Raw genomic sequence first — 13,014 nt, forward strand, 5'->3', positions numbered from 1 at the left:
CGACATGAAGCTATCGGAGGCCCTGGCCGTACTGGAGCGCAGCTTCAGCGGCCTGGAGGAAGGAGCCCTTCGGCTCGTCGAGGCGGAGGATGACCGCTTCGCCTTGCGGCCGAGCGCGGTGTGGCTCGAGTACCGCTGGTACGTGCGCGCGGGCGGAATGGCGGAGGTGTTCCTCAAGTCCGAGCGCGTCCGCGCAGGAGTCCGCTTCCACGCGGAGGCCACGGTGCTGCGGGTTCATCTGCTCGGCGCTTCGTCGGAGCTGTCGGAGCGCGCGGCGCAACTGCTCGTCGGAGGGCGCCCCGCGCCGGAGCGGCTCATGGGACTGTTCGGTGACGATGGTGTGCGCCGCGAGGTGGTCGCCTTCGGACGTACGAGCGTCACCGTGGAGCACTGGGACACGCCCGGCCCGCGCCCTGTCCTGGCCGAGGCGCGCTTCCGTGCGCTCGCGGAGCGCCTGGCGGACCCGGCCTCGACGCCGGAGGAGCGCCACGAGGCGGTGCAGCGCCTCGCCGACGAGCGCAGCCCTCGCGTGGTGGAGGTGCTGCTGGAGCTGCTCTCGCGTCAGTCCTCGCTGATGGCGCTGCGCGTGTTGTCCGAGTGGGGCGAGGAGCGCTCCAGGGCGCCTCTCCTGCGCGCCCTGGACGCGGTGCGCCCCGACAACCCCGCGGACTTGTGGACGCTCACCGCCCTGGTGCGGCGGCTGGATGCGTGGACGCACGTGAAGCGCTGACGGAGGCCACGGTGATGCCCTCCGCGATGAGGTCTTCACGCAGGCGCGTCAGCACCTTGCCCAATAGATTCAGTCCCCTCCACTTGGAGGGGTCCTGGATGTTGGGATTGTCCATGCTCAACCCCACACCCCAGATGCGGTCCATGGGACTGGCTTCCACCAGCTCCGTTCCAGCCGTGGCCAGCAGGGCCTCCAGCAGCGAGGCGTTCTGGGTGAACTTCGCGCGATTGCCCTCATGGACGACGCGCTCCCGCTCACGCTCCCACGTGGCGGCATCGAAGTTCCTCACCTTGCGACCCAGCGCCTTCTGCGCCTTGGGCGCCGAGGTCTTCAGGATGCTGGCGAGCACCTCCATGTCACCGAAGACGCGCGCCTTGCCCGCCATCATGTACTGCTCCGTGCAGCCGTAGTGGACCCCGTCCACCACGAACTCGGAGCGGTGCCACTGCGAGAAGGGCGACTCCTCTTTCCAGAAAAAGGTGAACCTGCCCTGCCGCTGAGTGCCAGCCATCGCGAGCCTCCTGGTTGGTGTTGATTGTACACCAACGCTCGGGGCGCGAGGCCCTGACAAGCGCCATGCGGTCAGCCAGCCGCTGGACGGGAGGCGCCCCAGGCGAGGCACCTCCCGTGCAGGGCGATTCAGCCCTGGGCTCGGGCGGCGCCCGGAACCTTGGGGCCGAGCACGTCGCGCAGCGCGTCCGTCACCGTCAGCTTCGGCGTCCAGCCCAGGGCGCGCAGCTTGTCCGGAGCCCCGATGAGGCTGGGGATGTCGGAGGGACGCAGGCGAGCGGGGTCCAGTTCGATGCGCGCATTGACGCCCGCGAGCGACAGCATCTCCTCCAGCAGGCTGCGGATGGTCCGCCCCTCGCCGCTGCAGATGTTGTACGCCTGCCCGGGCTCGCCCTTCACGAGCAGCAGCCGGTAGGCCTCCACCACGTCACGCACGTGGGAGAAGTCGCGCACCGCGTCCAGGTTGCCCGTGCGCAGCACCGGGTCCACCGTGCCCAGCCCAATCGCTCGAATCTGCGAGGCGAAGGAGGGCACGACGAAGGTCGGGTCCTGGCCTGCGCCCAGGTGGTTGAAGGGCCGGGCCATCATGACTTCCAGCCCGTAGCTGCGGTGGAACTGCACACCCGCCAGCTCCGCCGCGGACTTGGAGGCCGCGTAGGGGCTCAAGGGCACCGCGGGGGTGTCCTCGGTGGCGCGAGTGCCTTCGGGCACCGGGCCGTACACCTCACCCGAGCCCACGAGGACGACGCGCGTCTTCGGCGCGTTCTCCCGCAGCGCCGTCAACAGATGCACCACCCCCATGGTGTTCACCGCGAACACGCGCGAGGGGTTGTGGTGGCTCTTGGCCACCGAGCTGAAGCCCGCGAGGTGGATGACGCCGTCCGGCTTCGCCTCGGCCACGGCGGCCTTCACCGCGGCCTCGTTGGCCACGTCGAAGTGCAGGGCGCTGCTGCTGACGCCCTCACCGCGAGGCCCGTGCGCTTCAACCACCTCGTCACCGGCGGCGCGCAGAAGCGCGCACAGATGCCTGCCGACGAACCCATCCGCTCCCGTGACGAGAACCCGCATCTACCGCTGCCCCGCCTTCACGCGCTCCAGGTCCGCGTCGACCATCATCTCCACCAGCTGCTTGAAGCGCACCTTCGGCTCCCAGCCCAGCTTGGCCTTGGCCTTCGCCGGGTCGCCGATGAGCAGGTCTACCTCGGCCGGGCGCACGAAGGCCGGGTCGGTGAAGACGAACTTCTGGTAGTCCAGACCGACGCGGCCGAAGGCGATCTCCACCAGCTCGCGCACCGTGTGCGTCTCGTTGGTGGCCACCACGTAGTCCTCGGCCTGGTCCTGCTGGAGCATCAGCCACATGGCTTCCACGTAGTCGCCCGCGAAGCCCCAGTCGCGCTTGGCGTCCAGGTTGCCCATGGGCAGCTTCTCCTGGAGGCCCAGCTTGATGCGCGCCACGTTGTACGTGACTTTGCGTGTGACGAACTCGAGGCCACGGCGCGGAGACTCGTGGTTGAAGAGGATGCCGCTCACCGCGAACAGGCCGAAGGACTCCCGGTAGTTCACGGTGATGTGGTGGCCGTACGCCTTGGCCACGCCGTACGGGCTGCGCGGATAGAAGGGCGTGTCCTCCGTCTGGGGGACCTCCAGCACCTTGCCGAACATCTCGCTGGAGGACGCCTGGTAGAAGCGCACCTGGGGCCGCGTGTGGCGGATGGCCTCCAGCATCTTCGTCACGCCCAGCGCGGTGAACTCACCGGTGAGCACCGGCTGGTTCCAACTGGTGGGGACGAAGGACTGGGCCGCGAGGTTGTAGACCTCGTCCGGCTTGACCAGATTGAGCAGCGCCGCGAGCGAGAACTGGTCCAGCAGGTCTCCCTGGTGGAGCTGAATCTTGCCGTGCAGGTGCTGGATGCGCTCGAACTTCTCTTCCGACGAGCGGCGCACCATGCCGTGCACCTCGTAGCCCTTCGACAGAAGAAGCTCCGCCAGATAGCTGCCGTCCTGCCCCGTGATGCCAGTAATGAGTGCGCGCTTGGTCGCCATGGTCTTTTTCGCTGTTGGCTGGAAGACGCACTTTGTACCTGACGCGGTTGCCCGGAGCCAACCGTTCCCTCTGGCTTCGTACTTGAAAGGCACACCCCTCGTGCGAAGTTAGGGAGGACCCACCTGCCTGGAGCCTTGGTCATGCGTCACCCTCTCGTCTTCGCCCTGGCGGCTGTCGTCGCCGGCTCCGTTGCCTCCGCTCAACCCACCCAACCCTTGCAGGTCCCCGCCTTCCGGGAGACGACGCCCGGGCCCGCCGCGACAGGTGGTCTCATCCAGGACGTCGCTGTCTGGGTAGGGTCGCCCGTCGCGGGGCAGGGGGATGCGGGCATCGGCCTGCTGCTCACGGCCTATGACAATCAGAACTCCGGCCTCTCCACGTTCGGGTTGGATGGTCAACAACTGGAGCAGGAGCAGGATGGACCCACGGTGAGCGTCGCGGTCCGGGATGGCTTCCGGCTGGGGCCGTCGACGCGTTCCCTGGCGGTGACGGCGAACACCGTCGTCGGACTGTCGGCCTACGTCGTGGATGGTTTCCAGACGACGAATCGGGTGCAGCGGATTGGCGTGGGACCGTTCGTCGCCAACAGCACGACGTTCAACACCGTGGCGCTCTATCGCAGCCCCAGCACCGGTCGCTTCTTCGTGTTCGCGGGGACCGCGGACGGCTCGCTGCAGCAGTTCGAGTTGTCCGGAGAGGATGGCGGGTTGTCCTCCACGCTGGTTCGTCCGGCCATCGACGTGGGAGGCCCCATCACCGGGCTGGTCGCCGATGAGGAGCTGGGCTTCGTCTACGTCGTGCAGGCCGGCGAGGCCATCTGGCGCTACAACGCGGAGCCCAACGGCGGCACCAGCCGAGTCCTGGTGGCGTCCCTGTCGGCGACGGGCAGCAACCTGTCCAGCACCGTCAACCGCCTGGCGCTGTACCGCGCGGCCAACGCGGAGGGTTACCTGCTGGCGGCGGACACGGGCGCGGGCACGTTCGCCGTGTTGGACCGCCGCACGTATGCCTTCCTGGGTTCGTTCCGTGTGACGGCGGGGGATGGAGGCCTCGACGCGGTGGAGGCGCCGCGCGCGCTGGCGGTGTCGGCGCTGCCGATGGGGCTGGAGTTCCCCCAGGGACTCTTCGTCGCGCAGGACTCCAACAATGGCGGCACGGACAACCTGAAGCTGCTGCGGTGGGAGGCCGTGGCCGCGGCCTTCACGCCGCCGCTGCGCGTGGACACCCGACCGTCGACGGGCGACGGTGGCACCGACGCGGGCTCGGATGGCGGCTCGGATGGGGGCGGAATCGGAGGAGGCGGCGGGCGCCCCTCGCCGGGCGGTGGCGGTATCGACCTGGACAACGACACGTCTGGCTGCACGTGTGCCTCCGCCTCCGTGCCCGGTAGTGTGCTCCTCGGCCTGCTGGCCCTGGGGTTGTCGGTGCGCCGACGCCGCGAGCGCTGAAGCGCGTTGCCATGGGGCGCGGGGCACGATGAAGTGCGGCCGCTCATGCGTTCCTCGCGTCCCTTCCTCCTCGCGCTCGTGACTTGTGCCGCCGCCTGCGCCGGCACCCAGCCCTCCGCGCCTGTCTCCTCGCCTCCCGCTTCACCAGTGCGAATCACCCTGGTGGGCCTCAACGACTTCCACGGGCAGGTGGAGCCGCACCGCGCGCGGCTCGCGGATGGTCGGACGGTGGAGGAGGGCGGCGCCGCCACCCTCGCCGCGTATGTCGCCCGGCTGCGCGAGGACAACCCTGGAGGCGTGCTGCTCCTGGATGGTGGCGACCTCTTCCAGGGCACGCTGGCGTCCAACCTCACCGAGGGGGCCATCGTCGTCGACGTGTACAACCACCTGGGGTTCACGGCGGCGGCCATCGGCAACCACGAGTTCGACTACGGGCCCGTGGGACCCGCGCCCATGGCCTCGGGCTCTGGTGAGGACCCGCTCGGCGCCCTCAAGGCGCGCGTGAAGCAGGCGCGCTTTCCGTTCCTGTCCGCCAACCTCCGCGACGCGACGACGGGGAAGACTCCCGCGTGGCTGGGCAACGACGGCACGCACATCGTCGTGGTGAAGGGCCTTCGCGTCGGCGTGCTGGGCCTCACCACCGAGTCGACGCCGAGCGTCACCAATCCGGCCAACGTCGCCTCGCTGCGCTTCGCGCCCCTGGCGTCCTCGGCGCTCGAGGCCTCACGCTCCCTGCGTGAGCGCGGCGCGGACGTGGTGGTGGCGGTGGCGCACGCGGGCGGCCAGTGCTCCGACATGCGCAACCCCCGGGACACGTCGAGCTGCGACAGGGGCGACGCGGAGATTCTCGACATGCTGGCCGCGCTGCCCCAGGGCACGCTGGACGCGGTGGTGGCGGGGCACACGCACCAGACGATGGGCCACTTCTTCGACGGAGTGCCCATCATCGAGACGACGGGACAGGCCCGCTCGCTGGGCGTGGTGGAACTCTTCGTGGACCCCGTGCGCCGCCGCGTGGACCCGTCACTCACTCGCATCCAGGCCGCCATTCCCCTGTGCACCCAGGTGGAAGCGACTCATGGCGGCTGTGATGCACGGCGCCTGCGCGAGCGCGCCGAGGTGAAGCTCGCGCCCGCGGTCTTCCTGGGCACCCCGATGCAGCCGGATGCGGAAGTGACGCGGCTGCTCGCGCCCACGCTGGCGGAGGTCGATGCGTCCCAGGGACGTGCGTCGGGCGTCTCCTGTGCCTCGCCCCTGGCGCGCGGCTTCACGGAGGAGGGCGCCCTGGGCAACCTCATCGCGGATGCGCTGCGCGAGGCGGCCGGCGCGGACGCCGCGGTGATGAACCCCGGAGGCATCCGGGCCGACCTGCCAGGTGGGACGCTGTCCTTCGGCCACGTCTACCAGGCGCTGCCCTTCGACAACACGGTGGCCGTGCTCACGCTCACCGGCGCCGAGCTGCGGCACCTGCTGGAGCTGGCCCATGGGGTGGAGCGCGGCGCCGTGTTCGCGGTGTCGGGACTGGAGCTGACGTTGGCCCGCTGCCCGGGGCCCGGCCGGCTACAGGGTGTCACGCTGGAGGGCGGCAAGCCGCTCGTGCCAGAGCAGCGCTACCGCGTGGCGGTGCCGGACTTCCTCGCCCGGGGCGGTGACGGCGTGGACGGCGTGACGCGGCCGTTGCCCCCCGAGCGCACCGAACTCTCCCCGGTCCGGGGAATGGACCTGCGCCAGGCGCTGATCTCCTACGGCCGTTCCCACGGGGGCGTCCTGCCCACGCCCGCGCTGGGACGCGTGCGCTACAGCGGTGTCGCACAGGTGTGTCCCACAGCCTCTCGCTGAGAGAACCTGGGCTGAAAATTCGACCGCGAGCTGATCCGCTGGCGGTGAATGGGGCCGCCAACCCTTGGAAAGATCAGCGGAAACGCTCCCGGGCCGATTTTTCGGCCTGGGATCAGTTTTCAACGGAAGGAAGAGTCCTTACTCTAGGGCTCGCGAGTGCCCGTGCCGAGGTGGCCCCGTCATCAGGGACTGCGTGCGAGGGCCTCCGAGAGCGGAGGGACTGACATGCTCTACAAAGTGACCCCGATGATGCCGCCGCCGCCGGACAAGGCGAAGCCGCGTGAGCCGGGGCAGGCCCAGCCGCGCAAGCGGCGCAAGTCCGCCGTCTACGACGCGGATGGCCATGAGGTGCTCATCTCGTTGATGTGCATCAAGTGTCGCACCCTGAAGCCCCTGGCCCAGTTCGGCCTGCGGAAGATGGCGGACGGCGCCATCCGCAACCAGCCCTGGTGCCGGACGTGCCGCTCGGGCGCGGGCACCAAGAAGCCCAAGGCTGGCAAGGGCGAGGCCACCGCCGCGCCCACCGAGGCCGCGCCGGTGCTCCAGGTCGTCGAGCGCGCCGCTCCCAAGGCCACCGCCGAGGTCGCCGAGCCCGCAACGCCCGCGCGGGGCTGAAGGCTCCTCGCTCCGAAGTCACCCCTCCGGGTCGACCATGTCCTGGCCGACCTGAAGGGACGTTTTCGAGTCCCTCGTCACGACAGTCGCAGGCCCGCCGGCAGCGTGTCGCCGAGCGCGCGTGCTTCATCCGCGGCTTCCAACGCCACCACTTCGCGCACCATGCGCACCCATGTCTCCGCCGCCTGCGCGGCCACGAGCGCCTGCGCCGCGCGCTCGCGCAGGGCCGGGTCCACGTCTCGCGTGCGGTCTCCCGTGAGGCGGGCGAGCTGCGCGGCGGCGAACGGCGCGCCGTCAATCTTCCGCAAGTCGAGCTCCAGCAGCAGCGTGAGCCACGCCTCCGCGGTCTCCACGTCCACCACCTTGTGGCCGCTGCCGTAGAGGGGCACGCGTGCGCCCAGTCGGCCCAGCGCCCAGGCCCACGGCCCGCCAGATTTTGCCTCGGCCTTCAGCCGCTCGGCGATCCACCGCCCCACCTCCGCCTTGTCCGAGGGCGACAGGTGCTCCAGTGAGGCCGCCGTGCGCACCATCTCCTCCAACCCCTCGGGTTGGATTCCCTTGAGCTTGCCGGGAGGCGGCGCGCCGGGGGGCACCTTCCTCGCGAGGTGCGGCTGGAGGTAGGCGTAGAGCTTCTGCTGCTGCGCCTCGTTGAGCCCGCCGGCGATGCGGCGCCACATCACCCAGAACTCCGTCCACACCGCCTTGTCCGAGTGGTGCTGCACCAGCGCGTCGAAGAGGCTGAAGGTCTGCTCCGCGCGCCAGCCATCCAGCGGGTAGCCGAAGCCCGGGCGCAGGGTGAAGCCCGCGAGGCTGTAGAAGACGCGCTCGTGGTCCTCGCTGCGACGGCGCTTGCTGGCGCCCGCGTACAGGGTGCTCCACATCTCGCGCAGCACCGGCACGCGCCACGTGTCGCGAGGCCCCAGCGCCTTCTCCAGCGTGCGCGAGAGCTGTTTCACGTCCTTGGGGCCCAGCGGCAGCGGCTTGTTGCCGTAGACGCGCTCGATGTTGTCCTTCGCCTCGGCGAAGCGCGCGGGCATGGACTCGGTGACGGTCAGCTCGTGGGAGCCGCCGGTGCCGCGCAGCTCGAACTCCAGCCGCCACCGCTCGTCCGCGACGTCGGAGACGCAGTACAGCTCCAGTGTGCCAATCTCCGTCAGCGCCGCCTGGAGGTGCACCGGCACGTCCGCGACTTTTCCCGCCGCGCCCTTGAGCAGCGTGTGGATGGGCGGCAGGGGCTTCAAGTCCTCCGCCAGCGGCACCAGGTCCCCGGGCTTGTCGATGCGGTCGCTCGTCGTCGAGTAGAGCTGGAACTGCACGGGCCGGCCCAGCGTGAGGGTGAAGGGGCGCTCACCCAGGTCGACCTTCTGGCCCTCCTCGAAGCCTCGGGGAATGAGGCAGAGGGCGGGCTGCTCCGCGCTGTCCGCCGCGCGCTGCAGGCCCACGTAGTACGCGCGCGCCGCGCCACCGCCGATGCGCAGGCCGTGCCCACGCCGCACCAGCCCGTAGTACGCCGCGCCCCGCGCCACGGCCAGCTCCAGCGACTCGTGGCGCAGAAGGGAGATGGTCGGCGCGTCCGGCCACCACGCGGACACGGCCTCCACCAGTCGCTGCGAAATCCAGGGCGAGTTGAAGACGCCGCCGTTGAGGAGGATGGCGTCAGGGCGGGGGAGGGCGCCCTCGAAGGCAGGCGTCTCTCCCAGGGCCGCGAAGCCCGCCGCCGCGTGCTGCGCGAGGAAGGCCGCCAGGTGCCGCGTCACCGCCGCGTCCTGTACGTACGGCAGGCCCAGCTCCTGGAGCGCCATGCGCGCGGCGCGGCGAGGCCGCTCGGTGGGTGGGGTGCGCGGGAAGAAGCCGTCCAGCACCAGCGCGTGGGCCTCCTCGCGCGTCAGCTCGGACGACAGCGTTCCGCCCAGCAGTCGGCTGCCCTCGCCCGCGAGCGACACGCCGTACTTCTCCGGTGGCGCCTTGCCCAGCAGCGCTTCCTTCGCGGTGCGCGCGGCCTGAATCGCCTGCGTCCACTGCGTGGCGGACAGGCGGCGTCCGTCCGTCAGGAGCTTCTCCTCGACGCGCCGGGCCAGCGCGGCGTCCATGTTGTCGCCCCCCAGCATCAGGTGGTCACCCACCGCGAGGCGCCGCAGCATGGGACCTTCGGGCGACACTCCCGCGTGCACCAGCGTGAAGTCCGTGGTGCCGCCACCCACGTCCACCACCAGCACCAGCCGGACGTGGGCGAGCGTCTGCTCCAGCTCCGCGCGGTGGCGCGCGGTGTAGTCGTAGAAGGCGGCCTGGGGCTCCTCGAGCAGGGTGAACTTCTCGAGCCCCGCCTTGCGCGCGGCGCTCACCGTGAGGGCGCGCGCGGCCTCGTCGAAGGAGGCGGGGACGGTGATGACCACCTCCTGCTTCGACAGGGGCTCATCCGGGTGCGTGAAGTCCCAGGCGCGCGCCAGGTGCGTCAGGAGCAGGGCGCTGGCGTCGACGGGGGACAGCTTCTGGACGTCGGCCGGAGCGCCCCAGGGGAGGATGGGCGCGGAGCGGTCCACGCCCGGGTGACAAAGCCAGCTCTTGGCGCTGGCCACCAGTCGCCCCGGCACGCGAGCGCCCTGCCAGCGCGCCAGCTCTCCCACCACCCACGGACCGCCGTCATCGCCCCACGGAAGCCGGAGGGACTCGGCGCTCAGCTCGTGCCCCGCTGGCACATACACGGTGGAGGGAAGCAGCGCGCGCGGCGCCACCTCCCCCTGACGGACCAGCTGAGGGACGGGGAAGTCCTCCACGGGCGCGCTCGCGCCCCGGGCGGGGTCCACGGACGCCACCGCGCAGTGGGTGGTGCCCAGGTCGATGCCAACGATTCGCATACACCTCCGTTTGCCGGCCGGCGTTCTACTCCTTCATGCGGACGTTGAGCTCCAGCTTCCAACGTCCGGCGCCACCTTTCTCCAGGCACCGCAGCTCCAGCGTCCCCACCTCCGTCACCGCGGCCTGCAGGTTGACGGGGGTCAGGTCGCCAAAGGCCGAGGCCTGTCCGGGCATGGTGGTCTCGATGGGGGCCAGCTCCTCCATCTCCCCCTTGGCCAGCTCGTCCGCCACGTCATCCACCATGACGCCGACCTTGTCGTCGCGCCGCATGGAGGAGGAGAAGAAGCGGAAGCTGGTGGGCTCGCCGGTGACGAGGCCGAACTCCTGCGGCGGCACATCCGCCTGCGTGCCTTCCTCCATGCCGAAGGGCGCCACGCACAGCGCCTTCACCGGAGGCTCGAAGCCGGGCACCGCGGGCATCGCCGACTCCACGCCCACGTAGTATGCGCGCGCCGTGCCACCGCGGATGCGCAGGCCGTTGCCCTGGCGCACCCAGCCGTAATACGCCGCGCCGCGCGCCACCGCGAGGTCCAGGTCCGCGCCCTCCAGCTCCTTGGCGGGCTGGCCCCCGTCCGCCTTCAGCCACATGTTGAGCACCTCCATGACGCGCTCCTTGAGAGGGCCCGCCTTGAAGACGCCACCGTTGAAGAGCACCGCCGTCGGGTGGAGGAAGGACTTGTCGCCCACGTCCACCGGCGCGTCGTGGCTGGCCGCCAGCGCCTGGGCCTGCCGCGTGAGGAAGGCCGCCAGATGTCGTGAGACGCCCGGGTCCTGCGCGTAGGGCAGCGCCATCTGCGCCAGGCCCATGCGCCGCGCGGTGCGGGGCAGCTCCGCCAGGGGCGTCACGGGGAAGAAGCCGTCGGTGAGGACGCGGTCCAGCTCCTCGCGCGTCAGCTCCGTGCGCAGCGTGCCGCCGATGAGCGACGAGCCCCGTCCAGGGATGGAGATGGGCACCTTGTCGAGCGAGGTGTCGCCGTACAGCGTCTCCTTCGCCTGCCGGCAGCCGTGGGTGAGGGCGTTGAACTGCCACGGGTCCAGCTTCTTTCCGTCGGCGGCCAGGCGCTGGTTGAGCGTGTGCGCCAGCGCCAGGTCCATGTTGTCGCCGCCCAACAGGATGTGGTCGCCCACCGCCACGCGCAGCAGCTCCACCTCGCCGCCGCTGTCTCGCACGGTGATGACGGAGAAGTCGGAGGTGCCTCCGCCCACGTCTACGACGAGGATAACCTCGCCGGGCTTCACCTGCTGCCGGAAGTTCTCCCCCATCGCCTCCAGCCACGCGTACAGCGCGGCCTGCGGCTCCTCGAGCAGGGTGAGGTGCTCGATTCCCGCCGCCTTCGCTGCCTCCAGCGTCAGCTCGCGCGCCGCCGCGTCGAAGGACGCCGGGACGGTGACGATGACGTTCTGGGAGGCCAGCGCGTTGCCGGACTCGTCATCTCCCTGGGCGAAGGTCGTGTCCCATGCCTCCTTGAGGTGGCGTAGGAAGCGCGCGGACGCGTCCAGCGGGGACACGCGCTGCACGTCCTCCGGGGCCTGCCACGGCAACAGCGCCGAGCGCCGGTCCACGCCGGGGTGGGACAGCCAGCTCTTGGGGGAGGAGACCAGCCGGGTGGGGACCTTGGCCCCGTGGGAGCGGGCGAACTCTCCGATGATGGAGGTGGCGTCCTTGTTCCACGGCAGGGCGAGGCTGCCCTGGGGAAACTCCTGGGCGGAGGGCAGATAGAGGAAGGAGGGCAGCAGCGGGCGCGCTTCCAGCGTGCCGGGCGCGGTCAGCTGGGGGATTGGCAACATCGACTGCGCGCGTCCCCGGGCCTTGCTGTCCTCGAGGTTGAAGTAGGACACCGCGGAGTGCGTGGTGCCAAGGTCGATGCCGATGGAATAGCGGGCCATATCGGGCTTGAACTCCTTGAGGGCTCCCTTTTGTCCGGTCTGCGCGTCCGCTGAGCGACGCTCAGGCGAGCTCGACTTCCGCTGGAGCGAGCACTCGCGGGTCCATGGCGGGGCTCACGACCGGAAACTTCACCTCCGACGTCACCCACCCGTGGTGGCGCAGCGTGCCGGTGTGCGGAGGCTGGCCCGTCACGTTGCCGATGAGGCGGATGCGCTGGGCATCGAAGGACACGGGCACGGTGACCTGGTCCCCCTCCGACTGGGGGAGCACTGCCTGGAGCGTGAAGTACTGACCCATCACCTTGCGGCACCCCTCATGGACGGTGCGGCAGGCGGCGCCCACCTCGGCGTCCGAGAAGGCGGCCACGTTCTCCTGGAGGAAGTCCACCAGCCGACCTTCCCGCTGGAGCATGGCCAGCAGCGCCAGGGCGCTGGCGTGCTCGCGCTCGGGCGGCAGGGCAGGGGGGGGCGGGGGGGCCTTCTCCACCGTGGGGGTGGGGGACGGGGTCCCGGAAGGCAGGAGGTTCAGCTGCCCGGCGTCGTAGGCCCGGCTGGCGGGCAGCACGGCGCGAGCGAAGTCGCCGGACACGAGGCAGCGCCAGAAGCAGAGCCAGGCGAGCCAGAAGCGCGCGAAGAACGACAGCGAGGCAGACGGGTCAGTCATCGACTCCGGATAACAAAGCCCGCCTGCTTTGCAATTCGGCAGTTGCCCGAAATGCCCCCAAATGCAAAGGGCCTCACGGTTTCCCGTGAGGCCCTTCGTTTTCAACATGGTGGAGGTGGACGGGATCGAACCGACGACCTTCGCATTGCGAACGCGACGCTCTCCCAACTGAGCTACACCCCCATTACGGGCCCTGCGCGCTGCGCCCCGGCGTTTGGGCCGCCGAGGTGAACGGGCTAGTACCGGACCCCTTTCTTGCTGTCAAGCGCAAGCCTTCGCAACGCATCCGTGCGATTGACGTGCCGCGCAGCGGATGCCATAAAAACCCTTCTTCTCAGGCGTACCCTTCCCGCCCGGTGTCCCTCCCCCCGGTAATGTCTACCTCCCCTTCAAAGACGTTGAGCCCGGCCGAGCTCGCGAA

At 70.3% G+C, this 13,014-nt stretch carries 10 protein-coding genes and 1 tRNA gene; 4 read left to right on the forward strand and 7 right to left on the reverse strand.

What is annotated here, in order from left to right; genetic code table 11:
• The first annotated feature begins 4 nt into the window (after positions 1–4).
• Positions 5–730, forward strand: coding sequence for a hypothetical protein (locus tag HUA75_RS04410; RefSeq protein WP_174485611.1), 726 nt, complete (start codon positions 5–7; stop codon positions 728–730).
• Here the strand turns inward: HUA75_RS04410 and HUA75_RS04415 are convergent.
• The 3 genes from HUA75_RS04415 to gmd all read right to left on the reverse strand — a co-directional run bounded on the left by HUA75_RS04415 (position 681) and on the right by gmd (position 3,283).
• Complete coding sequence (locus HUA75_RS04415) at positions 681–1,241, reverse strand: NADAR family protein (protein ID WP_141645574.1); 561 nt, start codon at positions 1,239–1,241, stop codon at positions 681–683. The genes HUA75_RS04410 and HUA75_RS04415 overlap by 50 nt on opposite strands.
• 128 nt (positions 1,242–1,369) lie before the next feature.
• Positions 1,370–2,308 (reverse strand): GDP-mannose 4,6-dehydratase, encoded by a 939-nt coding sequence (locus HUA75_RS04420; RefSeq protein ID WP_141645573.1) that lies wholly within the window; start codon positions 2,306–2,308, stop codon positions 1,370–1,372.
• Positions 2,309–3,283, reverse strand: coding sequence for a GDP-mannose 4,6-dehydratase (gene gmd / locus HUA75_RS04425; RefSeq protein ID WP_141645572.1), 975 nt, complete (start codon positions 3,281–3,283; stop codon positions 2,309–2,311).
• A gap of 141 nt (positions 3,284–3,424) precedes the next feature.
• On the opposite strand from gmd, the gene HUA75_RS04430 reads away from it, so the two are divergent.
• From HUA75_RS04430 to HUA75_RS04440, 3 genes are all read left to right on the forward strand, one after another.
• Positions 3,425–4,732 (forward strand): myxosortase-dependent phytase-like phosphatase, encoded by a 1,308-nt coding sequence (locus HUA75_RS04430; RefSeq protein WP_174485612.1) that lies wholly within the window; start codon positions 3,425–3,427, stop codon positions 4,730–4,732.
• A gap of 45 nt (positions 4,733–4,777) precedes the next feature.
• Positions 4,778–6,571 (forward strand): bifunctional UDP-sugar hydrolase/5'-nucleotidase, encoded by a 1,794-nt coding sequence (locus tag HUA75_RS04435; protein WP_174453345.1) that lies wholly within the window; start codon positions 4,778–4,780, stop codon positions 6,569–6,571.
• A 225-nt stretch (positions 6,572–6,796) separates the two neighbouring features.
• Positions 6,797–7,186, forward strand: a complete 390-nt coding sequence (locus tag HUA75_RS04440) for a hypothetical protein (protein WP_141645569.1) — start codon at positions 6,797–6,799, stop codon at positions 7,184–7,186.
• A 77-nt stretch (positions 7,187–7,263) separates the two neighbouring features.
• On the opposite strand, the gene HUA75_RS04445 is transcribed toward HUA75_RS04440, so the two are convergent.
• The 4 genes from HUA75_RS04445 to HUA75_RS04460 all read right to left on the reverse strand — a co-directional run bounded on the left by HUA75_RS04445 (position 7,264) and on the right by HUA75_RS04460 (position 12,776).
• Complete coding sequence (locus HUA75_RS04445; RefSeq protein WP_174485613.1) at positions 7,264–10,041, reverse strand: Hsp70 family protein; 2,778 nt, start codon at positions 10,039–10,041, stop codon at positions 7,264–7,266.
• 25 nt (positions 10,042–10,066) lie between these two features.
• Complete coding sequence (locus tag HUA75_RS04450) at positions 10,067–11,929, reverse strand: Hsp70 family protein (RefSeq protein ID WP_174485614.1); 1,863 nt, start codon at positions 11,927–11,929, stop codon at positions 10,067–10,069.
• A 61-nt stretch (positions 11,930–11,990) separates the two neighbouring features.
• Entirely contained in the window at positions 11,991–12,593 is a 603-nt protein-coding gene (locus tag HUA75_RS04455; protein WP_174485615.1) for a DUF2760 domain-containing protein, read from the reverse strand.
• 107 nt (positions 12,594–12,700) lie between these two features.
• A tRNA-Ala gene (locus tag HUA75_RS04460) sits at positions 12,701–12,776 on the reverse strand.
• Between the last annotated feature and the right edge of the window lie 238 nt (positions 12,777–13,014).

The organism is Myxococcus sp. CA040A, assembly GCF_013336725.1.
Classification (GTDB): Bacteria; Myxococcota; Myxococcia; order Myxococcales; family Myxococcaceae; genus Myxococcus; species Myxococcus llanfairpwllgwyngyllgogerychwyrndrobwllllantysiliogogogochensis.

Excerpts from the sequence above, each read along its gene's own strand:
- HUA75_RS04450 (WP_174485614.1), bottom strand. The coding sequence starts at position 11,929 with ATGGCCCGCTATTCCATCGGCATCGACCTTGGCACCACGCACTCCGCG.
- HUA75_RS04420 (WP_141645573.1), bottom strand. The coding sequence starts at position 2,308 with ATGCGGGTTCTCGTCACGGGAGCGGATGGGTTCGTCGGCAGGCATCTG.
- HUA75_RS04415 (WP_141645574.1), bottom strand. The coding sequence starts at position 1,241 with ATGGCTGGCACTCAGCGGCAGGGCAGGTTCACCTTTTTCTGGAAAGAG.
- gmd (WP_141645572.1), bottom strand. The coding sequence starts at position 3,283 with ATGGCGACCAAGCGCGCACTCATTACTGGCATCACGGGGCAGGACGGC.
- HUA75_RS04440 (WP_141645569.1), top strand. The coding sequence starts at position 6,797 with ATGCTCTACAAAGTGACCCCGATGATGCCGCCGCCGCCGGACAAGGCG.
- HUA75_RS04410 (WP_174485611.1), top strand. The coding sequence starts at position 5 with ATGAAGCTATCGGAGGCCCTGGCCGTACTGGAGCGCAGCTTCAGCGGC.
- HUA75_RS04435 (WP_174453345.1), top strand. The coding sequence starts at position 4,778 with ATGCGTTCCTCGCGTCCCTTCCTCCTCGCGCTCGTGACTTGTGCCGCC.
- HUA75_RS04445 (WP_174485613.1), bottom strand. The coding sequence starts at position 10,041 with ATGCGAATCGTTGGCATCGACCTGGGCACCACCCACTGCGCGGTGGCG.
- HUA75_RS04455 (WP_174485615.1), bottom strand. The coding sequence starts at position 12,593 with ATGACTGACCCGTCTGCCTCGCTGTCGTTCTTCGCGCGCTTCTGGCTC.
- HUA75_RS04430 (WP_174485612.1), top strand. The coding sequence starts at position 3,425 with ATGCGTCACCCTCTCGTCTTCGCCCTGGCGGCTGTCGTCGCCGGCTCC.